The 23,626-nt window shown below is 64.7% G+C and carries 19 protein-coding genes; 8 read left to right on the top strand and 11 right to left on the bottom strand.

Annotation, left to right across the window (positions count from 1 at the left end; genetic code table 11):
• Positions 1 to 12 precede the first annotated feature (12 nt).
• Positions 13 to 1,221, bottom strand: a complete 1,209-nt coding sequence (locus tag AC1DVS_RS17960) for a CmpA/NrtA family ABC transporter substrate-binding protein (RefSeq protein ID WP_478025284.1) — start codon at positions 1,219 to 1,221, stop codon at positions 13 to 15.
• A complete protein-coding gene (locus tag AC1DVS_RS17955; RefSeq protein WP_478025283.1) occupies positions 1,221 to 1,799 on the bottom strand; it encodes an ANTAR domain-containing response regulator in 579 nt (192 codons plus the stop codon). Before AC1DVS_RS17955 ends, AC1DVS_RS17960 begins: the two co-directional genes overlap by 1 nt.
• 193 nt (positions 1,800 to 1,992) lie before the next feature.
• Between AC1DVS_RS17955 and AC1DVS_RS17950 the strand changes: the two genes are divergently transcribed.
• A complete protein-coding gene (locus tag AC1DVS_RS17950) occupies positions 1,993 to 4,290 on the top strand; it encodes a TonB-dependent receptor (protein WP_478025282.1) in 2,298 nt (765 codons plus the stop codon).
• A complete protein-coding gene (locus AC1DVS_RS17945) occupies positions 4,290 to 4,991 on the top strand; it encodes a phosphatase PAP2 family protein (RefSeq protein ID WP_478025281.1) in 702 nt (233 codons plus the stop codon). The genes AC1DVS_RS17950 and AC1DVS_RS17945 overlap by 1 nt, the downstream gene beginning before the upstream one ends.
• 70 nt (positions 4,992 to 5,061) lie before the next feature.
• On the opposite strand, the gene AC1DVS_RS17940 is transcribed toward AC1DVS_RS17945, so the two are convergent.
• On the bottom strand, positions 5,062 to 5,349 hold the full coding sequence (locus AC1DVS_RS17940) for a hypothetical protein (RefSeq protein ID WP_478025280.1): 288 nt from the start codon (positions 5,347 to 5,349) through the stop codon (positions 5,062 to 5,064).
• Between the two features lie 774 nt (positions 5,350 to 6,123).
• Here AC1DVS_RS17940 and AC1DVS_RS17935 point away from each other — a divergent pair.
• The gene (locus AC1DVS_RS17935) at positions 6,124 to 8,259 is read left to right on the top strand and encodes a 3-keto-alpha-glucoside-1,2-lyase-like domain-containing protein (RefSeq protein ID WP_478025279.1); all 2,136 of its coding nucleotides are present in this window, start codon (positions 6,124 to 6,126) and stop codon (positions 8,257 to 8,259) included.
• Between the two features lie 27 nt (positions 8,260 to 8,286).
• Here AC1DVS_RS17935 and AC1DVS_RS17930 read toward each other — a convergent pair whose 3' ends face one another.
• A complete protein-coding gene (locus AC1DVS_RS17930) occupies positions 8,287 to 8,814 on the bottom strand; it encodes a MarR family winged helix-turn-helix transcriptional regulator (RefSeq protein WP_478025278.1) in 528 nt (175 codons plus the stop codon).
• Between the two features lie 87 nt (positions 8,815 to 8,901).
• Between AC1DVS_RS17930 and AC1DVS_RS17925 the strand changes: the two genes are divergently transcribed.
• Both AC1DVS_RS17925 and AC1DVS_RS17920 read left to right on the top strand, forming a co-directional pair.
• Positions 8,902 to 9,894 (top strand): hypothetical protein, encoded by a 993-nt coding sequence (locus AC1DVS_RS17925; RefSeq protein WP_478025277.1) that lies wholly within the window; start codon positions 8,902 to 8,904, stop codon positions 9,892 to 9,894.
• A gap of 161 nt (positions 9,895 to 10,055) precedes the next feature.
• Positions 10,056 to 10,379, top strand: coding sequence for a GIY-YIG nuclease family protein (locus AC1DVS_RS17920; protein ID WP_478025276.1), 324 nt, complete (start codon positions 10,056 to 10,058; stop codon positions 10,377 to 10,379).
• Between the two features lie 120 nt (positions 10,380 to 10,499).
• On the opposite strand, the gene AC1DVS_RS17915 is transcribed toward AC1DVS_RS17920, so the two are convergent.
• From AC1DVS_RS17915 to AC1DVS_RS17895, 5 genes are all read right to left on the bottom strand, one after another.
• Positions 10,500 to 10,919 carry a VOC family protein gene (locus tag AC1DVS_RS17915; RefSeq protein WP_478025275.1) on the bottom strand — a complete coding sequence of 140 codons (420 nt, stop codon included), beginning with the start codon at positions 10,917 to 10,919 and terminating at the stop codon, positions 10,500 to 10,502.
• Positions 10,920 to 11,134: 215 nt separating this feature from the next.
• A complete protein-coding gene (locus AC1DVS_RS17910; protein ID WP_478025274.1) occupies positions 11,135 to 14,185 on the bottom strand; it encodes an efflux RND transporter permease subunit in 3,051 nt (1,016 codons plus the stop codon).
• Between the two features lie 313 nt (positions 14,186 to 14,498).
• On the bottom strand, positions 14,499 to 15,536 hold the full coding sequence (locus AC1DVS_RS17905; protein WP_478025273.1) for an efflux RND transporter periplasmic adaptor subunit: 1,038 nt from the start codon (positions 15,534 to 15,536) through the stop codon (positions 14,499 to 14,501).
• Positions 15,524 to 16,759 carry a TolC family protein gene (locus tag AC1DVS_RS17900; protein WP_478025272.1) on the bottom strand — a complete coding sequence of 412 codons (1,236 nt, stop codon included), beginning with the start codon at positions 16,757 to 16,759 and terminating at the stop codon, positions 15,524 to 15,526. Before AC1DVS_RS17900 ends, AC1DVS_RS17905 begins: the two co-directional genes overlap by 13 nt.
• Positions 16,760 to 16,985: 226 nt before the next feature.
• The gene (locus tag AC1DVS_RS17895; RefSeq protein WP_478025271.1) at positions 16,986 to 17,453 is read right to left on the bottom strand and encodes a hypothetical protein; all 468 of its coding nucleotides are present in this window, start codon (positions 17,451 to 17,453) and stop codon (positions 16,986 to 16,988) included.
• 194 nt (positions 17,454 to 17,647) lie between these two features.
• On the opposite strand from AC1DVS_RS17895, the gene AC1DVS_RS17890 reads away from it, so the two are divergent.
• Both AC1DVS_RS17890 and AC1DVS_RS17885 read left to right on the top strand, forming a co-directional pair.
• Complete coding sequence (locus AC1DVS_RS17890) at positions 17,648 to 18,652, top strand: YncE family protein (RefSeq protein WP_478025270.1); 1,005 nt, start codon at positions 17,648 to 17,650, stop codon at positions 18,650 to 18,652.
• Positions 18,653 to 18,694: 42 nt separating this feature from the next.
• The gene (locus AC1DVS_RS17885; protein WP_478025269.1) at positions 18,695 to 20,074 is read left to right on the top strand and encodes a chymotrypsin family serine protease; all 1,380 of its coding nucleotides are present in this window, start codon (positions 18,695 to 18,697) and stop codon (positions 20,072 to 20,074) included.
• 471 nt (positions 20,075 to 20,545) lie between these two features.
• On the opposite strand, the gene AC1DVS_RS17880 is transcribed toward AC1DVS_RS17885, so the two are convergent.
• Positions 20,546 to 22,573 (bottom strand): TonB-dependent receptor, encoded by a 2,028-nt coding sequence (locus AC1DVS_RS17880; protein WP_478025268.1) that lies wholly within the window; start codon positions 22,571 to 22,573, stop codon positions 20,546 to 20,548.
• Positions 22,574 to 22,625: 52 nt separating this feature from the next.
• Entirely contained in the window at positions 22,626 to 22,751 is a 126-nt protein-coding gene (locus tag AC1DVS_RS17875; RefSeq protein WP_478025267.1) for a hypothetical protein, read from the bottom strand.
• 202 nt (positions 22,752 to 22,953) lie between these two features.
• Here AC1DVS_RS17875 and AC1DVS_RS17870 point away from each other — a divergent pair, with 202 nt between their 5' ends.
• A complete protein-coding gene (locus tag AC1DVS_RS17870) occupies positions 22,954 to 23,397 on the top strand; it encodes a hypothetical protein (RefSeq protein WP_478025266.1) in 444 nt (147 codons plus the stop codon).
• Positions 23,398 to 23,626: the final 229 nt, after the last annotated feature.

The following is a 23,626-nucleotide window of genomic DNA, read 5'->3' as shown; positions in this document are numbered from 1 at the left end:
CTCTCCCGGGCGTCAGATCTTGCGGAACGCGGCCAGATAGCCCTCGACGTCCTGTGGGTCGAACACGCGGTCGTCGAAGAAGCGATCGGGGCCGAGCGTCAGCGGGCGGCGGTGCGAGCCGACGGCGAGCGGCGATCCCAGCGCGCCCTCCAGTTTCATGCTCGCGCCCGGCATCGGGAAGGCTGAGCCAGCCAGGGCACGGCGATAAATGTCCGAGCGGAACACGTCGGCCGACAGGCGTTCAGTCTCGGCGGCCGGCTTGACCATTCCCCAGCGGACGAGCTGCGAATAGATCCAGAGCGCCTGGCTGCGCCATGGAAAGCCGGCTGCCTCGCCGTGGAACATCAGGAAATCGGGCACGTCGATGGGCGGCATATCAGGGCGGAGCGCGATCTTGCCCTCGAGCGCGGGCAGGATTGCGCTGGCCGGCTGGCCGACATAGTTTGGCTGTTCGAGCAGGGCTGCGAGCTCGAGGCGATTGGCGGGATCGTCGCACCAGGCAGCGGCGTGCGACAGGGCGACCAGCAGGCGATCGACCAGATCGGGGTTGGCCTCCATCCAGTCAGTGCGCAAGCCGAGGACCTTCTCCACGCCGCGCTGCCATATCCGTGCACCGATCGCGACGATCTCGCCAAGCCCCTCGGCGACCGCAACGCTGCTCCACGGCTCGCCGGCGATGAAGCCGTCGATCTCGCCGGCGCGCAACGCCTCGACCATCAGCGAAGGCGGCAGCACGCGCATGGTGATGTCACGGTCGGGGTCGACCCCGGCCGAGCCCAGCCAGTAGCGCAGCATCAGGGCGTGGCTCGAGAAACGGTGGACGATGCCGATGATCGGCTTGCGGCGGTGCAGCCCGATGGCGGCCGCGAAATCATGCGCTGCCGCGACCGGATCGGCGACGCGCTGCGCTGGATCCGGATCGAGTGCGGCGACGAAATCGCTCGCCATGGTCAGCGCATTGCCGTTGACGCCGAGCTTGAACGGCGCGGAGATCGATGCCGGATGCTGGCTCAGCCCCAGGGTCACTGCGATCGCGAGCGGGGCCAGCATGTGGGCTGCCTGAACCTGGCCATAGACCAGCCGATCACGCAGCGTTGCCCAGGAGGTGGTCCGGAGCAGCGAAAGGTCGATCCCCTCGGTGGCGGCAAAGCCTTTCTCGCGCGCGGCGACGAGCACGGCGCTGTCGGTGAGCGGCAGGAAGGCGATCGTGATCGCGGTCATCATAGGCCCCCCAACAGGCTGCTTGCGGTGATCAGCGCTTCGGCGACCTCGACGATGCGGCGGCCCTGGTTCATCGCCGTGGTGCGGAGCAGGGCATAGGCCTCCGCCTCGGGCAGGTTGCGGCTGCTCATCAGGATCGCCTTGGCACGGTCGATCGTCTTGCGTTCGGACAAGGCGGTCCGCGCCTCATCGAGCTCGGTCTGCATCCGGGCGAATGCGTTGAAGCGGCGGATCGCGAGATCGAGGATCGGCTTGACCCGCTCCTTGCGCAGCCCGTCCACGACATAAGCGGAGACGCCGGCATCGATCGCGGCGCCGATCATCGCGTCATCCGACTGATCGACGAACATCGCGATCGGCCGGGCGAGCGCGCGGCTGACGGCGAGCATTTCCTCGAGCGTGTCGCGGCTCGGGCTGCCGAGATCCATCAGGACGACATCGGGCGCCATGCGTTCGATCCGCGCGACAAAGCCGCCGCGCGGCGGGACGACCTGGATGTCGTCATAGCCGGCCTCGCGCAGGCCCTCCTCGAGCACCGTCGCGCGCAGGCCGCTATCGTCTACGATCACGATTCGCAATTGGCAGGCCCCTGACAGCCGATCGGCCACCCCGTGCGGGGAGCGGGCGCGAAGGTCAACTGCGGGAATGATCGGGACGGCACTGTAACATTAGTTTCGCCAATCATCATTCTGTCACGGCTCCGCAATGAAACCGTCATCAACCGCACCTAGCGCGACCGTGCGCCGATCGTGGCGAAGGGGAATTTCCAGAATGACGACATCGACCGGCGCACGGCTGCGCCTTTTCGGCGCGAGCGCGGTTGCGCTTGCCGCATCGCTCGCTTCGGGCGCCGCTCTCGCGGAGACGATGCCCGCCACGGCTACCGCAGCGGAGCCCAGGGCCGCGACTGCCCCGGCCGACACGGACGCCGACGCCCAGAAGATCGCCGAGGGTTCGGACATCGTCGTGACCGCGACCAAGGCGAACGAAATCGCGCCGGTCACCGCCTCGCTCCAGACCACCCAGCCGCAATCGATCATCTCGCGCTCGTTCATCGAGGACTCGCTGCCCGCGACCTCCGACTTCAACCAGATCGCGCTGATTTCCCCGAGCGTTTCCAACAGCGGCAACGCCAATGGCTCGGGCCTGTCCGAATCCAAGGCGCAGATCCGTGGCTTCCAGGACGGCGAATATAACGTCACCTATGACGGCGTACCGTTCGGCGACACCAATGATCCGACCCATCATTCGAACACCTTCTTCCCGTCGAACACAGTCGAAACGCTGATCGTGGATCGCGGCCCCGGCAATGCAAGCAATCTGGGCCAGGCGACCTTTGGCGGGAGCCTCAACATGTTCTCGCGCGCCACCCGCGAGGAGGCGAGCGTCGAGGCGAAGGGCACCTATGGCAGCTACAACACCTATCTGCTGCGCGGCCTCGTACAAAGCGGCGCCATCAAGGCGCTCGGCGGCACCGAAATCGTCCTGAGCGGCCAGCATATCAAGTCGGACGGTCTGCGCAGCTTCAGCCCGTTCACGTCGAACAACGTGTTCGGCAAGGCAGTGATCCCGATCGGTACCGCGAAGCTGACATTGCTCGCGACCTATAACGAGAATGACTTCAACCAGCCCGACAATGATGGCCCGACCATCACCCAGGTCAATGAATTCGGCAAATATTTCAGCCTGAACGATGATCCCAACACGCAGAATTTTTACAAGTACAACCACACCCACAAGACGACGGATTTCGAGCTCGCCAAGCTCGAAGTCGATCTCACCCCCTGGGCGCACCTCGACACCCGCGGCTTTACCTACAGCTACGACAATGAGACGCTGAGCGGCAGCGACGTTACGCTCTATGGCAACACGGCTGCCGATATCGCCGCGGTGACGGCCGCGAACAAGGTCACCCTGAGCCAGGGCGGCGCCAAGGTGTTCGGCGTTCCGGGCTATACCAAGACCAACAAATATCGCGTGATCGGCAACATCACGAAGCTCCACATGGATATCGCGAGCTGGGTCAATTCGACCGTCGGTTTCTGGTACGAGCATTCGAATACCTATCGCCAGCAGCGCGACGTCAACCTGCTGACCATGGATCCGAACTTCGCCGAGAAGACGGTGACCGATCCCGTGACCAAGCTCGTCACGCCGTCGAACATCAAGTTCGACCAGGATTCGCACATCAACCACCTCGAGGAATTCGTCGAGGTCGAGCTGCGTCCGTTCGAGGGCCTGAAGATCACGCCGGGCTTCAAGCATGCCGAGTTCACCCGCATCGACACCGCCGCCTACAACCAGACGACCCGGATCCCGTCGAACTTCAAGAAGACCTATACGGCTGATCTGCCGTTCCTGACGATCAACTACCAGCCGATCGACAGCCTGTCCTTCTATGCGCAATACGCCAAGGGCTTCCTGATGCCGCCGCTCAGCCAGCTCTATGTGGCGGACCCGTCGCTCTCGACGGTCGATCCGCAGAAGTCGACCAATTATCAGGTCGGTGCCGTCTATCATGGCGGCCGGCTGAGCCTCGACCTGGATGGCTATTATATCGACTTCAAGAACAAGTTCTCGCCTATCGGCTCCGGCGCTACCGCCGGCTTCACCAATATCGGTGGTGCGATCTACAAGGGCATCGAGGGCCAGGCGACCTACGCGTTCAATGGCGGATTCGCGGTCTTCGCCAACGGTTCGGTGAACTATGCCAAGACCAACAACCCGACCGACGTCGTTCACACCCAGGTGAAGCTCGCGCCGACATTTACCGCGGCCGGCGGCATCATCTACAAACACGGCCCGATCCGCTTCTCGCTGATCGACAAATATACCGGCAAGGAATGGTTTGCGGCGGGTGAGCCCACCGCGCCGATCGGGGGTGCCGACCCCAGCACAAGCGGATACAATAGCGCCATTCTCTCCGCGCGCTACGAGATCGGCCCGGTCCGGTTGGGGGTCGAGATCAACAACCTGTTCAACTCGCAGCGGCTGATCAACAACAGCTCGGGGCAGCTCTTCTACCAGACACCGCGCGCCTATACCGGCGACATCACGCTGACCTTCTGATGTTGAAACTGGGCCTTCTCGCCATGGCGGCAGCGCTTGCCGGCGCGGCACCCGGCGGCGGGAAGGCTCCGTTGCTGTCGATCGCCGATATCGACCCGGCGCTGGTGCTGCCGCCGCCGCCGGTGGCCGGCAGCGAGCAGGCAAGGGCTGAACTGGCCGAGTTGCATGCGGCCGAGGATGCGCGCTCGCCCGCTGACGAGGCTGATGCGCGGCGTGACGGCGATACGAAGAACGCGACGATCTTCGCCGAGGTGCTTGGGCCTCGCTTCGACCTCGCGAAGTTGCCCGCCACATCGGCCCTGCTCACGCTGGTTCGCGAGAGCGAGAAGGCGACGGTCGATCGCGGCAAGGACGCGTTCAGGCGCCCGCGCCCCTATGCGATCGACCCCTCGCTCAAGAGCTGCAAGCGCAACGAGGATCTGTTCTCCAGCTACCCGAGCGGGCATACTTCGATGGCCTTTTCGATGGGCGAGGTGCTGGCCCGGCTGGTGCCCGAAAAGGCCGCGCCCCTGCTCGCCCGCGCCGCGCGTTACGGCCAGACCCGTATCATCTGCGGCCAGCATTTCCGCAGCGATGTCAGCGCCGGGCAGATGCTCGGCGTGCTGATCGCGGAGCGGCTGATGGCGAAACCTGAGTTCGCGGCGGGCTTTGCCGCGGCTCGGGCCGAGCTCGTCCGGGCTGGAGTGGCGTCCGCTCGCTGACGCTCATGGCCGGCGCATTTCGGCCGGGGTTTCCATCATCTATATTTGCCGGAAGTTGGAGATTACGGCGCTAAAATCGATGAAAAAGCGCGAAACTCACGTACGAGAGGCGGTATTTTCGCCTTTTATCGTGCGATGTGAGTAGCTTGATGCCTCGCATTAATCTTTTGAAGTCGCCGGGTTGGAGATTGTGGGATTTTCGTAATATTCTTTGCACGGTCGGCGGATCGGCGAGGCTAATGATGACCTTGCGGCGCTCCGCCTGGCGGGGCGTGGTCGCCGATTTGGCATTTTTGCGAGCCATCGTCAGGATATGAATTTTAAACTTCGGCGGGCGATCGTCTGGGGCGTTACGCATTTCGACCGCGCACTCGCAAATCCGCTTCTTCGGGAGGATTGGGAGGTCATGGTATGACTGAGGTCATTAAGTCATTCCGAGTATTGAATTATGCGAGTCATGTTTTTCTGCTTTCTTTTTCTTGATGAGCCAGGCCCGGCGGTGGGCACGCTCGCCCCCGGCGCCGGTCGGGGGAAGGCGTTTCGATTGTTTCGACGATGAGAAAGAGCGCGCGCGGTATCGGATCGGATGCGACCATAGCGAAGGCGGCCAAAGGTTGAATTCACGCGCGACGCGGCGCGATCTCCGCACATCGAAGGTTGCGCCATGGGCCGTACTGGGCGCTTCCGCGAGCTCGGAGGTATGTGGCACTGCCCCATCTCAACCCTCCCCGAAGGCTACGGCATTCACCCATTACGCCGCGAGTCATCTCCCTCTCGCCTGGTGGGGTCGGACCAATGCCCGCTCGATATTGGGATCAGCTGATTTTGTTGCCAGGCGGCGCGTCGGTTCGCAGGGCGGACTGGCGACCTTCAAAGTGGATTTGGTAGAAGCAAAAGCCCTGCAAAATCAAATGTTAGCGGAGCCACTTCAACCCAGAACTCATTGACGCGCTGTGGAAAGCAGCGCTCAAATACGAGTCCATAAGGGAGAGGTTGTTGGCCCGCTATTGCCGGCATGAGGGGGACGATCGTGAGGGGAAAAGCAATTCTGATGGCGGCGGCGTGCCAGTCGATAGCCGCGACGTGGAGGGCTTCAGCCTTGTTTCATAAACCCCGGATTGTGGCGGCCCTCATGCTCGCGCCGCTGGCCGCGAACGCGCATGCGCAGGCGCCGGCAGCAGAGACCGGCATCCAGACTGTTCAGCTCAGCGCCGATCGCGGCGGCAAGCGGTTCGAGGGTATCGGCGTCGTCGAGGGCGGCGGCGGCACTGGGGTGCTGCTGAAGGATTACCCGGAAGCCCAGCGAAGCCAGATCCTGGACCTCATGTTCACGCCGAAATTCGGTGCCTCGATCAGTGCGCTGCTCGTCGAAATCCCCGGCGACGGTAATTCGACGCAAGGCTCGATGCCCAGCCACATGCACAGCCGCCAGGACCTCAACTACCGCCGCGGCTATATGTGGTGGGAATTGCGCGAAGCGCGGCGGCGCAATCCGCGCCTTTCGCTGGACGGCGCCGCCTGGAGCGGGCCGGGCTGGCTCGGCACCAGCGGCACCCTGTTCGAGCAGAAGGGCGGGGACGGCAACTTCTGGTCCCAGGATACGGTCGACTATTACATCACATGGCTGCGCGGGCTCCGCAGCGTCTATCGCCTGGAGTTCGACGCGATCGGCAGTCGCAACGAGAAGGGCGCGAGCTACGGCTTCGCCAAGGCTTTCCGGAAAAGCCTTGATGCGAACGGCTTTCCCAAGGTTCGGCTGCACGGCTTCGACAATTGGCCCGACGACTCGAAGTTCGCCTTCGTCCCGGATCTCCTGAAAAACGCCGAACTGCGGAGTTCGCTCGACATCGTCAGCGCTCACATCAATGCGCCGGAGTCAGTCGTGTCGGCTGAAGTCCAGTCCACCGCGGCCAGGCTCGGAAAGCCGATCTGGAACACCGAACAGCATGTCTACAAGGCCGGCTTTGACGGCCTGATCGGCATGGTCGAGTCCTTCAACGAAAACTATATCCGCAGCGGCGTCACCAGGATCGTCACCTGGTACGGGATCGCCGGGGTTTACCCGACGGAGCCCTATTCGGGTGAGAAGGAAGCCGCGATCCGCGCCGGCTCGCCGTGGAGCGGGCATTACGCGATCAACCCCTCGCTATGGGGCTATGCCCATTACGGCCAGTTCAGCGAGATCGGCTGGCAGTATCTGAATGGCGGCAGCGGCGATCTCGCCGGCGGCGGCACCTATGTGACGCTGAAATCGCCGGGGACGGACTACAGCATCATCGCCGAAACCAAGGATGCGCGGAATGCGCAGCGGATACGGTTCACCGTCGGCCGGGGCCTGTCGCCGAAGAGCGTGGCCGTGTGGCGCAGTGACCGCAGCGCGCAGTTTGTCCGTCAGCCGGACGTCGCGGTAAGCGGCGGCGCGTTCACCCTCACGCTTGCCCCCGACAGCGTCTATTCGATCACGACCACGCGAGGGCAGCGCAAAGGCGGCTTCGCCTCAGTGCCCGCGCAAACCGCCTTTCCACTCCCCTACAGGGAAAATTTCGAGCGCTACGGGCAACCTGCGCAATATGGCTATCTGCCGCGCTATTTCGCCGACATCGCGGACGTCTTCGAGCTCGCGCGCTGTCCGGCCAGGGCCGGCATGTGCCTGCGTCAGGCCGTGCCCGTACAGCCGATGTCGTGGGCGCCCGAATGGAAGCCCTATACGATCATCGGCGATGACCAGTGGCGCGACTATGAGGTCGCCGCCGACGTGCATCTCGCGCCCGGCGAAGGCGGCGGCATCATGGGTCGGGTCAACAATGTCGGCAGCGGCTATGGCACTGTTCCGCAAGGGTATTTCCTGCAACTCGATTCCGCGGGATTGCTTGAACTGATCGTCATCCGGGGCAAGGCGGACAAGAAGGCCCTGATCGGCGACGCGGAGCAACAGGCGCTCATCCGGGCGCAGAACGACGCAACCGCTGGTGGAGAGAAATTGCTCGGGTCCACCAAGGTAGCTGGAGTCGCGCCGGGACAATGGCACCGGCTCCGGCTTCGGTTCAAAGGCAGTATGATCACCGCATTTATCGACGACCGCCCGGTTCTTGACGTCCAGGACTCGCTTTACGCGAGCGGCATGGCCGGCCTCCTCGCCGCGCGCGACGGCGATCGGCTGAGCACCCCCTTCTTCGACGACGTCGTGATCAAACCGGTCGGCCGGCCGGACCCTGTACCGGCTTCGGCAATTGTGCGGGAGAAGCCGCTCTATCCGGGTGCGCATTAGAATCCGGGCCCGGAACCTCACTCCCCCTCATCCTTCCGTCGCTTCGCTCCTCCCTCCTTCTCCCACAAGGGTAGAAGGATTCTCATGCAGATGCGCCAGATCCAGCCTCAGCCTCTGCGCATTGCGTCTCAGGAAATCCGTGATGACCTCGAGTTGCTGGACATCATAATGTTCGCATAGCGCGGCCATGGAGGGGTTCGGCACGCCAAAATGGCGGCGGGTCGCGGTGACGGACTCTTCGATCAACGTGACCACGATCCGTCGGCGATCCGTGGGGTGCGGGCCCCTGCTGACATAGGCTTTCTTGACGAGGCGATCGATCAGATCCGTGACCGAGGCGGTCGCCAATCCTGTCTCTCTCGCTATCTCTCCGGCGCTGAGTGGGCCGAGGCGCCTGAGGAGGAAGAGCGTCTTATAGGCAGTCGGGTCGAGGCCCATGTCCTGCGCGACCGCTGAATGGAACAGGACGATCGCCTCGCTGTGCAGATTGCCGGCCTGGGTGAGGTCAGTGAGCACCTCTTCGCGTGATCGGCTGACTCTGCTTTGCGTTGACATATCTCGATTCCAATTTATTACGCTTTACCGTAATATACGGCGTATCGAGATAAATCAATGAGCGCTTTGCCGATTGAAAGCCGTTCGATGAAGCGCAGCGCCGCGTGGTTCGCGCCACTCCTGTTGGCGCTGTCGTACCCGTTCTTTCTGCATGGTTTCAGCAACTGCACCGGGGCCTCAGGAAGCCATCCGGACCTCGTCCGAACCGCCGGCGGCTGGCTTTGCCTGTTGCTGGCGGCGGCGGTGCCTCTTGTGGGTCTCGGCTGGGCATATTTGCTGCGCTCGGTTTCGGACCCGGGGGATGTGCGGGTGCGGGCTAGGTCGCTGGCCTATGTGACGATGGTGGCGCCGCCGCTCTTCGTCCTGATCGGCGTCACGCGCGGCTTGGTCGGGCGCCCGCTAAGCGATGAAACGATATGGCTGGGGCTTTGGGCGGCTGCGATCGCCTATGTCGGGCTTCGACCGCCCGCCGTCGCGCGCGCTGCGTCGCCCCGGCTGCGGGTCGTCCACGGGGTGGCTGCATCGCTCATCGTCGTCTTCATCGCCTTTCATCTCACCAATCATCTGTCGGGATTGATCGGGCCCGATATGCATGCGGCGATCATGAAGGCGGGGCGCACGGTTTATCGGCAACCTTTGGTCGAAGGGCTGCTGATCGGATTGCTCCTCTTCCAGATCGCGACCGGCCTTGCCCTGGCGCGGCGGTGGAGCCGCTTGCCCGGCGATGGCTTCCGGGTGCTGCAGGTCGGCAGCGGGCTTTATATCGCGAGCTTTATCGTCACCCATCTCAACTCGGCGTTGATCGGTGCGCGCGCGGTGCGGCATGTCGAGACCGACTGGGCATGGGCATCAGGCGCGCCCGAGGGGCTGATCCATGATGCGTGGAATATCAGGCTGGTCCCGCATTATGGCTGGGGGGTTTTCCTTGTTCTGGTGCACCTGTCGTTGGGGCTTCGGCAGGTTTTGATCGCGCATGGCGTGGAGGTTCGGCTGGTGAACCGGCTTTGGGTGGGGGGTGTGGTGGTTTGTGGGGGAATCGCTGTGGCTATTGTGGCGGGGTTGTTGGGGGTGAGGATCTGAGGCCGGGATTCCATGCGGCGGTCCCAGCGTCCGGTTCGAGGCCGTGGCTCCTGTGGCACGGTGGATGCCGGAACAAGTCCGGCATGACGGGAAAGTAGAACCTCGAAAAATTCGTCATGCCGGACTTGTTCCGGCATCCACGGTTCGGCATTCTCATCGCTATGAGGGAACGAATCCCCTGCGTCTATATCCTCTCCAATGGCTTCAACGGAGCCTTGTACACTGGCGTAACGTCGAACCTTGTCGGTCGAATGATGCAGCACCGCGACGGTACGTTCGACGGCTTCACCAAACGTCACAATATCAAGATGTTGATGTGGTACGAAGTCGCGGACACAATGGAGGCCGCCATCACGGCGGAAAAGCGGATCCAGAAATGGCGCCGCGAGTGGAAGAAGAACCTGATCGAACGCGAGAATCCGAATTGGGAGGATCTGGCGCCGTCGCTCGGGCTTGAGCCCCTGCCGCCTGCCGCTTCCAAATAGCTCTCTGTCACCCCGGGCGCACCGATCCGCTTTTCCGCCGCGGTGGCTCCTGCGGCACAGTGGACCCCGGAACAAGTCCGGGGTGACGATACATAATTATACCAACTTCTGATTCAGGGCCTAGAATGTGACCGTCACGGATGGTGCGCTGCGCTTTGCCTCGCCGTGGAACACTGCCTCGATATTGTTGCCGTCGGGATCGAGCAGGAAGGCGGCGTAATAGCCGGGGTGATAGGGCCGCTCGCCGGGCGCGCCATTGTCGGTTCCGCCCGCCTCCAGGCCCGCCTTGTGGAACACATCGACCATATCGCGATCGGCTGCCTGGAAGGCGAGGTGATGGCGCCCGGTCAACTGGCCGTGCGCAGACTTGCTGTCAGCGGTTGAGACGAACAGCTCATCCACCCAGAAATAGTCATCGGCCTCGCCGCCGATCGGCACGCCGAGCACCTTGAATAGCGCGCCGTAGAAGCGGCGGCTTGCGGGCAGATCGCGCACCACGAGATGGAGGTGGTCGATCAACCGGCCACGATGAAGTTCCATTTCCAAGCTCTCCTCTTCGGCTTGCGAGCCGAACGGAAGGAGGCGGCACCTGTTCCCGGTTTCGCGGTGATTTATCGGCTCGACGAGGCGGCCCAGCGACCTAGTCGGAGTTGGTGAGGGGCGCCGGGAGCCCTCGATAGCTCCCGGAACCCCTCACCAAGTTGCGCTAGGCAGCAAGCTGCCAAGCTTCACTATCCTCTCCCAAAGGAGAGGAACTACCCTGTTTTGGCTTGTTTACCCTTCGACCCGCCCAGCGCGACGATTGCCGCTGGCAGGAACAGCAGCACCAGCGGCACCGCGGCGACCAGGCCGAAGATGATTGCGGTCGCAAGCGGTTGTTGCAGGCCGGCGCCGCGGCTCAGGCCGAAGGCGAGGGGGCTGAGGGTGAGGATCGCGATCAGGGCTGACATCAGGATCGGGCGCAGGCGTTTCGAGCCGGCGTCGCGGAGTGCTGCAAGGTCGACATGGCCTTCGCTGTCGAGCTCGGCGAGGAAGAAGATGACGAGCTCGGTCACCATGCCGACCACCATGGTCAGCCCCATCAGCGCGGAGATGTCGAGCTCGATCCCGGTGATCCACAGGCCGCACAGCACCGCCGCGGCCGAGAGCAGCACGGTGGCGAGCGCTGCGAGCGTCCACACGATCCGTTCGTAGAGGAAAGTGAGCAGCAGCGCGGTCAGCAACAGGGCTGCGGCGAAGACCATGGTCAGGTCCGAGAAGCTCTGCTGCTGCTGGGCGTAGAGGCCGCCATAATCGACCCGCACCGATGCCGGCAGCGCGAGGCCGGCGACCGCCGCGCGAACATCCTTCATCGCCGAGCCGAGATCGCGGCCCTCGAGCCGCGCGGTCACCGCGACGAAGGGCGCGAGATCTTCGCGAGTGAGCTGCTTCTGTCCGGCGGCGACCGAGATTTTCGCGATCTGGCTGACGCGCACCGCATGGCCGTCGGGCGCGGTGAGGACGAGGTTGGCGATATCGGCGGCGCGCGCGCGCAGATCGGCGGGCGTGCGCACCCGGACCGTGACGAGCTGCTCGCCGACCCGGACCTCGGTGGCCGCGGTGCCGCCGACCATCGCCTCGAGTTGGTTGGCGACATTGCCGGGATCGAGCCCCTGCTGGGTCGCCGCGCCGCGATCGACCGCCACCGCGATCGCATCGCCGGCGACGCGCAGGCCATCGACGACTTCGACCACGCCGTCGATCTTGCCGATCCTGGCGGCGATGCGCTTCGCCGACGCGTCGAGCTCATGCTCGTCATCGCCGAACAGTTTCACCTCGATCGGCTGCGGCACCGCCGTCAGGTCGCCGATGAGATCCTCCATCAGCTGCGCGGTCTCGATCTCGATGCCGGGGACCTTTTCTTCGATCTGGCCGCGGACATCGGCCATCACCGCTTCGATCGAGCGGCGCGAACCGCCCTTCAGCCGGATGAAATAATCGCCCTCGTCAGCCTCGGTCAGCCCGCCGCCGAGCTGGGCACCAGTCCGCCTTGAATAGCTCGCGACTTCAGGCGTGGCGGTGATGATCTGCTCGACCTGGCGGAGCAGGCGGTCGGTATCGGCAAGGGCCGCGCCGGGCTGCGCCTTGTAATCGAGGATGAAGCCGCCCTCGTCCATCTGCGGCATGAAGCCTGACGGGACATGCGACCAGGCGGCAAAGCCGAGCAGCGCCAGTCCGAGCCCGAGCACGCCGGCGAACAGAGCTGGCCGGGCGAGGAGGCGGTCGGCGGCGCGGTCATGGAAGCGGACCAGGCCACCCATGAACCCGTCAGCGCGCTCGGCCGCCTCGGCGTCGCTTTCGCGGAGCCAATGCGCCGAGACGAGCGGGATGACGAAGCGGGCATAGAGCAAAGACAGGGTCAGCGCGGCGACCATGGTCAGCGCAAGCGCCTTGAAGAAGCCGCCGGTCACGCCGCTGATAAAGGCGAGCGGCAGGAAGACGATGATCGTCGCCGCGGTAGAGCCGAACAGCGGGACGCCCATTTCCGCCGCCGCCGCGAGGATGCCCGAGGCGCCCTTCACCGCGCCCTCCTGCAGCCGGCGCATGACGTGTTCGAGCATCACTACCGTATCGTCGACGATCAGCCCGACCGCCGCGGCCATGCCGCCCAAGGTCATCATGTTGAAGCTCATGCCGAGTGCGGACAGGATGAGGCAGGTGCCGGCGAGCACGGCAGGCAGCATCAGGCCGGTGATCAGCATCAGCCGCCCGGAGCGCAGGAACAGGAACAGGACGATGCCGGCGAGGAAGGCGCCGAGCAGGATGGCATCGCGCACCGCGTTCGCGGCGCCGGTGACGAGCTCGGACTGGTCGTAAAAGGGCGTGACGGTCACGGTGACCGGAAGGCCGAGCTGCTTCAGCCGGGCGGAGACCTCGTGCACGATCCGCACGCTGTCGCCCGACGGGGTCTGGCGGATATTGATCAGCACTGCGTCTCGCCCGTTCGAGGTGACGCGGGTCCAGGAGGGTTCTGCGGAGGGGTGGATGGTGGCGATCTGGTCGAGCGTCACCAGCCCGGCGCCGGCGCTGGTGCCAGCCTTGACCGGGGTGGTGCCGAGATCGGCGATCGAGACGGTCGGGCTCTCGGCCAGCACGAGATAGAGCCGGTGGCGATCCTCGATCTTGCCGACGCCGCGCACATCATTTGCCTTGCCGAGCGCGGCGGCGACATCGGGGAGGCTGATGCCCAGCGCCTGGGCGCGCGCGGGATCGACATCGACGGCGAATTCGCGCGGCGAGCCGCCGAGAATGTCCACCGCCGCGACGCCGTCGACCGCGGTGAGGGCAGGCCGCACCCGGAGCTCGGCGATCTGGCGCAGCGCCTGCTGGTCGAGTGAGGTCGAGGTGAGGGCGATGCCGAGCACCGGGAACAGGGTCGGGTCGGACTGGCGGACTTCGAACTTCGTGCCGGGCGGCAGATCGGGCACCTGGGCGGCGAGCGCTGCCTGGGTCGCCAGCGTCGCCGCGACCATGTCATGGCCCCAGGCGAAGTTGAGCGCGACCTCGGCCGATCCGCGGCTGGTCGTCGAGCGGATGCGGGTGACGCCGGGGACCGAGCGCAGCGCGACTTCGATCGGGCGGGTGATGCCGGCGGCCATCTGTGATGCGTCGCGGTCCCCCGCATCGATCGCGACGACGACGCGGGGATAGCTGATGAAGGGGAACAGGCTGACCGGCAGCTTCGTCGCCGCGACCACGCCGCCGAGCGTCAGCAGCAGGGCGGCGAGCCACAGGGCGCGGGCATGGTTCGCCAGCGCTCGGGTCATACGGGGGCCCGCTGTTTGGAACCCGGCGCCGTTCGGTCCGAGCCTGTCGAAGCCCAGGTTCGTGGCGAAGAGGTTCGCCCACACATATCGGACGCGTCCTTCTTCCCCTCTCCTTTTAGGAGAGGGGCAAGCTGCGCAGCAGCGCGGGGTGAGGTTGAGTAGGAGCCGCTCATGCTCGTCACCCTCACCCTTCCCACCGCTTCGCGGCGGGCCCCTTCCCTCTCCCGGTGGGAGAGGGAGAAACAGCGTCGCGCAGATGTGTGAATGCCGTAGACGAACGGGATGGGTGATTCCCGCTCAAGGAAAGCCCGCGTCACTTGGTGCGGACTTTCATGCCGTCTTCGAGTGCGGTGCCGCCCTGGGTCACGACCTGATCGCCGGCGCTCAGGCCTTTGACGATCGCGACCCGATCACCCGCGACGGGGCCGATCGTCACGTCGCGGCGATGGGCGGTCCCGCCGGAGACGGTGAAGACATAGGATTGGCCGCCATCGTCGAGCAGCGCCGCATAGGGGATGGCGAGCGTGTCGCCCTGGCCGCTGATTGAGACATCGCCCTTCAGCGTTTCGCCAACCCCGATGCCCGAGCCGGCGGGGATGGCGGCGAACAGGGAGGCGAGGCGGGTCTGGGGGTCGACCACGGTTGCGACCGACAGCACCGGCACCTCGACTGAGCCGCCGCCGGGCCGCATGATCCGCAAGCTATCGCCGGTATGGACCGCGGTGGCGAGGCCGGGATCGACGCCGAAGCGGGCGCGGGCGTCGTCGGGCGCAGCGATCGTCGCCACGGTCGCGCCGGCCTGCACCGCATCGCCCGGATTGGCGACGATGCTGTCGACAAAGCCGGCGACGGGCGCGCGCAGGACGAGACCGGCGGCGCGACCGGAGAGGCTAGCGCGGGTCGCATCGGCGGCGCGGGCCGCGGCCCGTGCGGTTTCGACATCGGCGTTGCTTGCCAGCCCATCGGCGCGGAGGCGCTCAGCCCGGGCGAGCGCGGCATCGGCCGCACGAGCCTCGCTCGAGGCCTTGGCGAGTTCGAGCGAGGTGTCGGCGGCGGGCGTGAGGATTGCGACGATCTGGCCGCGCCCGACCCGGGTTCCGGCGGGCGCCACGATCCGCGCGACGATCGCGGCGGCGGGCGCTGTGAGCACGCGCTTGCTCGCGCTGCCGCCTTCCGCCGCGCCGTACAGGGTGACGCGGCGGTTGACCGCGCCCTGCTCGACCCGCGCGAGTGACACCAGGGCGGTCGGCGCCGGTGCCTTCTCCTCGTCAGCGCTTTCCGAACAGGCAGCGAGCAGCAGCAACGCTGCGAAGGGGGCCGCGAAGGGCGCGGTGTGTCTCATGACGGCCATGTCTCTTTCGGTGCCCCGGTGAGGAGTTCGAGCGCGATGGTCTGCTCGATGATGTCCTGCTCGCTCTGTGCCAGCAATATCCACTTGTCGCGGAACGCCTGCTCGGCGGTCTCGGCGGCCGCGAGCGACAGGTCGCCGCGATCGGCTGCGCGCCGGGCCGCCTGGGCGAAGCGCTCGATGGCGGGAAGGTCGTATAGCAGCGCCTCGCGCTGGCGGCGTGCGACGGTGATGCCCTCGACAGCCGTCGCGATCTCTGCGCGGGTCTGGAACAGGCGGGCGTCATATTCGGCCTTGAGCGTAGCGCGTGTCGCGCGCTCGATCGCAATGCCGCCCCGGTTGCGGTTCCACAGCGGCAATGTGAAGTTGATCGCAGGCCCGACCAGCGTATTGCCGGCTGAATCGCGGTTGCCGTTGACGGTCAGTCCAAGCGCCGGGAACTGGTCGAACACTGCCTTGCGCAATGTCGCCTCTTCCGAGGCATAGCCCGCCTCGAGCGCCTTTAGGTCAGTGCGGCGTTGGCGGGCCAGGGCGAACAGGCGCTCGGCGTCGAGCGGCGTCTCAGGCACAGCGCTTTGCGTGAGCCAGATGACCGTAGCGGGCGGCAAGCCAAGCAGTCTGGTCAGTTCGAGCTCAGCCGCCGCGAGATCGCGCTCGAGGATGCGCCCGCGCTCCTGCGCGTCGAAGGCGGCGGCGCGGGCAGCGTTGCCCTGATCAGCCGCCAGATCGCCGCGCCCGACCGCGCGAAGCGTGCGCGTGAGCATCGATTCCGCAGCGACGCTGGTCTCGGCGGCAGCGGCGAGGCTGCGCTCGAGCTCAACAATACGCGCCGCCTGGAGGCGGGCCTGGCCGGCGGTCTGCCATTCAGCCCAGGCGAGATCGAGATGCACCTGATCCGTGGCGGCACGCGCCGCGGCGATCGTTACGCCGCGCGTCCTGAGCGCGTTGAGATCGACGCCGAGGGAGCTCGCAATATCGACAAAGGGATCGGGACCCGACAGCACCGGGCTCGCGCCGATGCTGAAGGTCGGATCGGGCAGCAGCTTTGCCGCGAAGAGCTGCGCGTCGGACACGCCGGCTCGCGCGCGGCGGGCCTTGAGATCGGGATTGGCGATCACCGCGACGACGGCGATCGCGTCGGGGCTGAGGGGCCGGGCGAGGTCGATCGCGATGGGTTTGAGCCAGGGATGATCGGTGGTGGCGGCCACGTGAGACAGCGCCGCCACGTCGGACGCCGTGAGCGAAGGAGCGTCCTTGGCGAGCGGGAGGGGTGCGTATGTCGCACAGGCGGCCAGCAGCAATAATGGCAGGGCAGAAAGCAGTCGGAAGCCGCGTCCCCGGCAAGGGCAGGGCTGCAGCCGCGGGTCATTCATGAGAGCACGCAGCGACCATTTTCTTCCGTTCCCCCGAATGTGTCGCTGCCTTCGCCCCGGCGAGCGAGGCCGTTTCCCTTCACACCAGCAGCAACGCGAGTGGCAACGCTGTTCCGGCGACGAGCATGACGATTGAAGTCCGCCGCATCGCGCGGTTGGTGAGGGCGATGGTGATGCCGAGCAGGGTCGACGTGGTCAGGCCGAGCGCGAGCAACACGACGAAGATCTTGAGCGGGAGCGGAGAGGGGCCGCGCGGCGCCTTGTCGTGATCGTGGTCGTTATCGTCGTCCGCCTCGGCTTTGGCGGGCTTGGCGGCATCCGGCTTCGGCGCTGGCTTTTCCGGCCTGGCGTGCGGTAGCGACTGGTCCTTATGGACGCTCGTCATCCAGACCAAAGGCGCCGGCGGCGGACCGCCCCAGCCTTTGTCTTCGCCCAGCCGGAAGGTCTGCACAGCGCCGCTGACCGCGAAAAACAGGATGGCGGGCGCGAAGAACACGCCGACATAATGGTGGAGCTGGCGCAGGCTGCGCATCGTCTGGGGTCTCATCCGTGCGTTGATGCCGCAGCACCCGGACCGGCGCAATCGCCTTCGCGCGCAAGGGCCGCTTCGGTTCTATAATCTTTCCGAACCCTGCGCCCGGACCGATGTTGCACCCTCGCTATGCGAAGGCCGTCGTGGCACAAGGCGCCATCCGGTTTCCCCCTGTTTCCCCTGCGAGGTCGCTCATGTTTTTTACCCTGATGCCGCGCCTGCTCCTGCTCGCCTCAGCAACGGCGATCGTCGCCGCGGCGCCCGCGCCGGGCGACAAGCCAAGCTACAAGATCGTCCGCTCGATTGCCGTGCCCGACGGCGGCTGGGATTATGCGAAGGTCGATACGCAAGGAGGCAAGCTTTATGTCGCGCGGACCGACAGCGTCACGGTCGTGGACCTTGCCAAGGATGACGCGGTCACGTCGATCGGAGCGATCGTGCGCGGCCATGCAGTGGTGCCGATCGCGGGCACGACCTTGCTGCTCGTCTCCAGCGGCCGCGACGACAGCGTGCGGATCTTCGATACTGCGACCGGCGCCGAAAGGGCCAAGATCGCGGTCGGCAGCGATCCTGACGCAGCCTTTTATGACCGCGTGACCAGGCATGCCTTGGTGATGAACTCCAAGGCCGGGACGGTCTCGATCATCGATCCGGTCGCGGCGACGGTAGTGGGTACGATCACGCTCAAGCCCGGCCTCGAATTCGCGGTCGGCTCCGGTTCGACGCTCTACGTCAACAATGAGGACGAGAATGAGATCGAGACGGCTGACATGGTCACCGGCAAGGCGGGGTCTGCCATTGCGCTGACCGGTTGCACCGGACCGACCGGGCTTGGTTACGACAAGCAGCGCAACCGGCTGATCAGCGCCTGCGGCAATGGGAAGGCGGCGGTGGTCGATCTCGCGACCAGGGCTGTGAGCCTGCTCCCGATCGGGCTCGGCCCCGATGCAGTGATCCTCGATCGACAGCGCGGCGTGGCGCTGATCCCGTGCGGCAAGGACGGCACGCTGACGGTGATCGATATCGCGAGCCCCGGCGCCGCAACGGTGATCGCGTCCGTCCCGACCGAGACCGGCGCCCGTACCGGCGCAGTCGATTGGCGCGACGGCATGGTCTATCTGCCGAGCGCGCGTTTCGGTCCGCCAGCCACTGCCGGTGGGCGACCGGCGATGATTCCCGGATCGGCGCATATTCTTGTGCTCAGCCCCCAATAGTCCGGATTGCCAGAACGGCACGATCAGGCGCATGTTGGCGCCATGGGCATATATGTGAAACGCGTGCTTCGGCGCGTTGCAATCGGGGCTATTCTGGCGATGACGGCTGGCGCGGCCGCCGCGCAGTCGCATCGCGGTGCGGGCGCGGTTTCGCCGCCGCCTTCGCCTCTCGCGCATGTCCAGACCGTGGACGAGGGCCTGGCGCAGGATGCGGGGGAATATGCGCGGCTCTACGACGTGCCGGTCGACGAGGCGGCGCGCCGGCTCCGTGCACAGGAGGAGACGGTCGCGACGACCGATCGCCTGCAGGATCTGTATGGGGACCGGCTGGCCGGCCTCTATATCGAGCATCGGCCGGCATACCGGATCGTCGTGCTGCTGACCGGGTCCGATCCGGTGCCCGACCAGTCCGTGTTCGCCGGCGGCATGGATGTGCCGATCGTCTTCAAGACCGGCGCGCCGGTTTCGCGCACGCATATCCTGAGCGCGATCACGCAGCACCAGGCCGAGATCCGCGCCGCCGTGCCGCATCCGCCGAGCATGGGCGTCGATCCGCGAACCGGGCAGCTCATCCTGATGGTGGACGGCGCCGATGTCGACAAGATCGGCAAGGACACGCTGAAGGCGCGGATCGAGAAGATCGCCGGCGTGCCGGTGCGGCTCCGCGTGCAGGACCGGCCCGAGGTCAATCTCAAGGACGTGAACCTGGTCGGCGGTGGCGGGCGCGTCGAGGGGATGAACCCGGTCGACGGCAAGCGCTATTCCTGCACCAGCGGTTTCGTGGTGACCGACGGCACGCATGACGGCGTGGTGACGGCGGCGCATTGCCCCGACACGCTTGCCTATTACGGCCCCGATCGCAGCCAGCTGCCGCTCAGTTTCCTCGGCCAATGGGGCTGGGGTTATCAGGACGTGCAGCTCCATGTCAGCGAGCAGGCGCTGCAGCCGCTTTTCTATGCCGATACCAAGAAGACCCTGGCGCGCGCAGTGACGGGTGCGCGCAACCGCACCAGCACGCGGGTGGGCGATGTGGTGTGCCACCGCGGCGAGCGGACCGGTTACAGCTGCGCGGAGGTCGAGTTGGTCGACTTCGCACCCTCGGGCGATCTGTGCGGCGGCGCGTGCCTCGCGACCTGGGTGGCGGTGGCCGGACCGACCTGCAAGGGCGGCGACAGCGGGGCGCCGGTGTTCAATGGCGGCACTGCCTTTGGGCTGGTCAAGGGCGCGAGTTATCGCAGCGACGGGAGCTGCATCTTCTATTTCTACATGTCGACCGATTATCTGCCGACGGGGTGGTCCTTGCTTCAGGTGCCGGTGAAGGCGCCGGTACAGCCGCGGATCGAACCGGTGGCTGAAATTGCGGTTGAGCGGCGGGGCGAGAGGGTGTCGCGGGTGACCGTGGCTCGCGGAAACGGGCGGTAAGGGCGCGGGGCTGAACTCCGCGTGAGGCAGACCTGGACCCGGCGGTGACTTAAGCGCGCTTCTACCGCAACTCCGATAGCACACGGACGAGAATTCCAGTCATGTGAAAGAGCAGCGCGCACCGCTTGCGACGGTCCGCGGTCTCGCTATGGCGGATTTCGAGCATGGGTTGAATCGCCTGCACAAGCCGCTGCGGACATGTTGGAAGTGTGACATAATTCGGTGCGGATTTTGGGTGCCGGAGGGACCTTGTACGAGGAGAACCTGCGGAAAACCGGTGTAACGTGTTGGTGAATTATGTCATGCCTATCGGGGGCTCTGGCGCTTAGGCCATGAGACGGGGCAGGCGGAAAACTGCGATCAACGTCTCCGCGCCTGTTGGGAATGTCATGAGGGGTCACTGACATTTCCTATCTGTACAGAACATTGTACAGGTCCCCCGGCAGACGGCCGATGACCCGCCTTCGCGGGTTATCGACCGCCTAATGTCTTCACCAACTTCAGCTTGAATTCGATCGGGCTTCGCTGCTCGTAATAGTCCTGGACGAGCGGCGCGAGCAGGCGATGACGGTTGTTCGTGGCATATGTCATCGTGCCGGTCAGCGAAATGGCCCGGCTGAAATTATGGGTGTAGGATGGGCTCACCCAACCGGATGAGAGATTGCGCAGCTGAAACTGGCGTGACGGACTATTGTACGTCCATTGCAGCTGCGCGACGTCGCCGGGAATCTCGCCGCGATCCGCCCGGTTCCATTCCAGCGTGGCATTGGTCGTATAGCGAAAGCTGCCAAGCGTCGTCACGCCGGCGCCTGTGTCAACGGGCGCGCGCTCATCGAACAGATTGACGCTGGCGTTGAGCTTGACGTGTTTCACGATCGGCATGCCGAAGTCGAACTCGGCGCCGAGGTTGCGGCGGTGGCCGGCGTTGACGAAGCTGTAGACGCTGACGCCATCCACGACCCTATAGGCCCTGCTCCACAGCTTGCTGGTTTCGCGGTCATAGACGATCAGGCCCGCCTCAACCGCCTTGTTGCGGTAGTGGAGATTGAGTTCGAAGGCGTCGGTTGACTGGTCCTCGAGGCGCGGATTGCCCTGAACGCTGGTGAGCACGTCCTCGACCTGGCGATATGGCCGCAGCTTTTCCACGTCCGGCCGATCAATGCGTTTGCTGTAGCTCAAGGTGAGGTCGAGCGTCTTGCCGAAGCGATGCTCGACATGAAAGGTCGGGAATGCCTGCGCGTGGTCGAGCTTGATGTCGGGTGCGCCGGGGCTGGAGATGGTTCGGCTGTGCGCTTCGACGCGCAGGCCTGGCATCATCGTCCAGCTGCCAATCGGCTGCTGGAACGTCGCATAGACCGCGATCACATCGTCCACCGCACGATATTGATCGATCGCGTTGATCCCGTTCCCACCAACAGGACCATCGTCGATCACACGATATTGTTCGTTCTGCTCGCGGTGGCGCAGGGTTCCGCCAATCGACAGGATTTCGCGGCCGATCACATGCTGCCAATCGACCTGCGCCAGCACGCCAAACAGCCCCTCCCGCCGATCGGTGGAGAGTACGCCGCGATTGCTGAAGGTGGCGGAACTCGTGTCGTGTGACATGGGGTGGCCGAAGATATCGACTTCAGCCGTGAGCGTGTCGCCCTCCTTCTTGCCCCGGTGATCGACGTTCAGCTGCGCAGCCATGAAGGAATTTGCGTGCGTCTTGCGCTGCCGCTCGGTGAATGACTGGAAGCCTGAAGTGAGGCCGGCGAAATCCGCCGTCGTGATCGTGTTGTCGCGATTTCCGCCGCCGTCGATACGGGCCGAGACATTGGTCCGGGAATCCAAATCATAGGTCAGCTTGCCATAGGCTGCGACAAAGGCGTCGTGTGAGGACTGCCGCCCGCGTTCGTCATCGACTATCGGCGTTGAGCCTATAGCCGCTTCAACGCTCCGGCGCCTCTCGTAAGGCGAATTTCCAGTTCGGCCGGCCCCTCCCTGCGCCTCCGCTTCATAGGTCCATTTGCCACGCTTTAACTTGATCGTCGCGTCAGCTGCGCCGTGGCCGAGGCTCGAGGCTTCGGTGCTGGCGTTTCCCGATACCCCTTCGCCGGGCTTATGCCGCAGCAACAGATTGATGATCCCACCCGTGCCTTCGGCTGAATATTGCGCGGAAGGATTGGTGATGACCTCGACCCGCTCGATATCGCTGCCATGGAGCGTCCGGAGATATCGACTCGCGTCGCCCTGATAGGGCCGCCCGTTCACATAGATATGGACATCGCCGCTGCCGAGCAGCGCCACGCCGCCATCGGAGGTGATGGTGACCGCAGGCAATTCCCGGAGAAGCTGGGCTCCATCCTTCTGTGCCGAATGCGGGGTCTGCTGTACGCGATAGGTCCGCCGGTCGATCTTCTGCGTCGATCCGGACCGGATGCCGATCACTTCGATGACGTCGGGTTCATCCTGGGCCGGGGCCGGTGCGACAATCGCCTGCGCGTCTAATGCCATAGTGCCTTGCTATAACAACCATGGCTGCCACGTCGTCGCTGAAATTTGAGTTCTATTGCCAGCTCATTGCAGCCGCGCCTTTGCCCATCGTGACGGTGGCGCTTTCGGCCTTGGGTGTCGCGCCCAGCGTCACCATGCCCAGCGCGCCGATTCCGACCGCTATAGTCCATCGACGCATTGCTGGTTCCTCCAGGACTGTCGCTATGTGCTAGCGCCGTTGGTCGGATCGGCAAGCTCGGTCCGGTCCTGGCGGGCATGGAACAGCTATTCCGGCCCACTGCCTCACGAGCGGGGACAAGGCAGCGGAGCTGAGGTCGCACCCTTAAGTGCGTCTTAAAGAGCTATGCGATAGTTTTGGGACACCGAATGGAGTGAAGCGATTGAAGTTCCCCAATCAGATTGAGCTGGCAGGGGGAATCACGATCGGCTTCCTGGTTTTTGGGGTTTGCTTCATCGCCTATCGCGCGATCACTACTTATGCTGACCCCGGCGAAATAGTATCGATCGAACGATCCTGCGACTATACGCGAACGGAGACGCACCGAACGGCGTCATCCGTTAGTCAGCAGGAAATCGTAACCAGGCGCGATTGCAGCGGAGAGTGGGCTTTTCAGCAAGTCCGGCACGATCCCCGGCTACTGAAAAATCTAGCAGTCGTCGGCACAGCGATCGCGACCATGCGCTATCAGATCCCCGGGGATCGCACCTGGCATGAGGCAAAATTGGAAATCCCTTCGCATCGGATTGAGTTCTACACACTTCAGCCTGGTCAAAAACTGACCATCCGCGTCAACCGGTGGAATCCCGAGGTGATCGGCCTCTAGATCTACGGAATCTCCTTAGGAGCTTATCACAAGATACTGAAATCTATATAAATCTTCTCCGGGAGTGCGAAAGTTTCTGGCTCACGCGCCGGCTGGGTCACCAGGTGATACCGGTTGTGGGACGTTGCTGCGCTGCCTCACGTGACGGGGATGCGCGCGCTATCGCTCCTCTCCAGTGGGAGAAGATACGAAGCCTTATGAGCGAAGCGAATTAGGCGAAGTTGGTGAG

The organism is Sphingomonas sp. P3_C5, from assembly GCF_056402635.1.
Note: the sequence above shows the minus strand (reverse complement) of the source record. Positions and strands in the feature narration are given on the sequence as shown.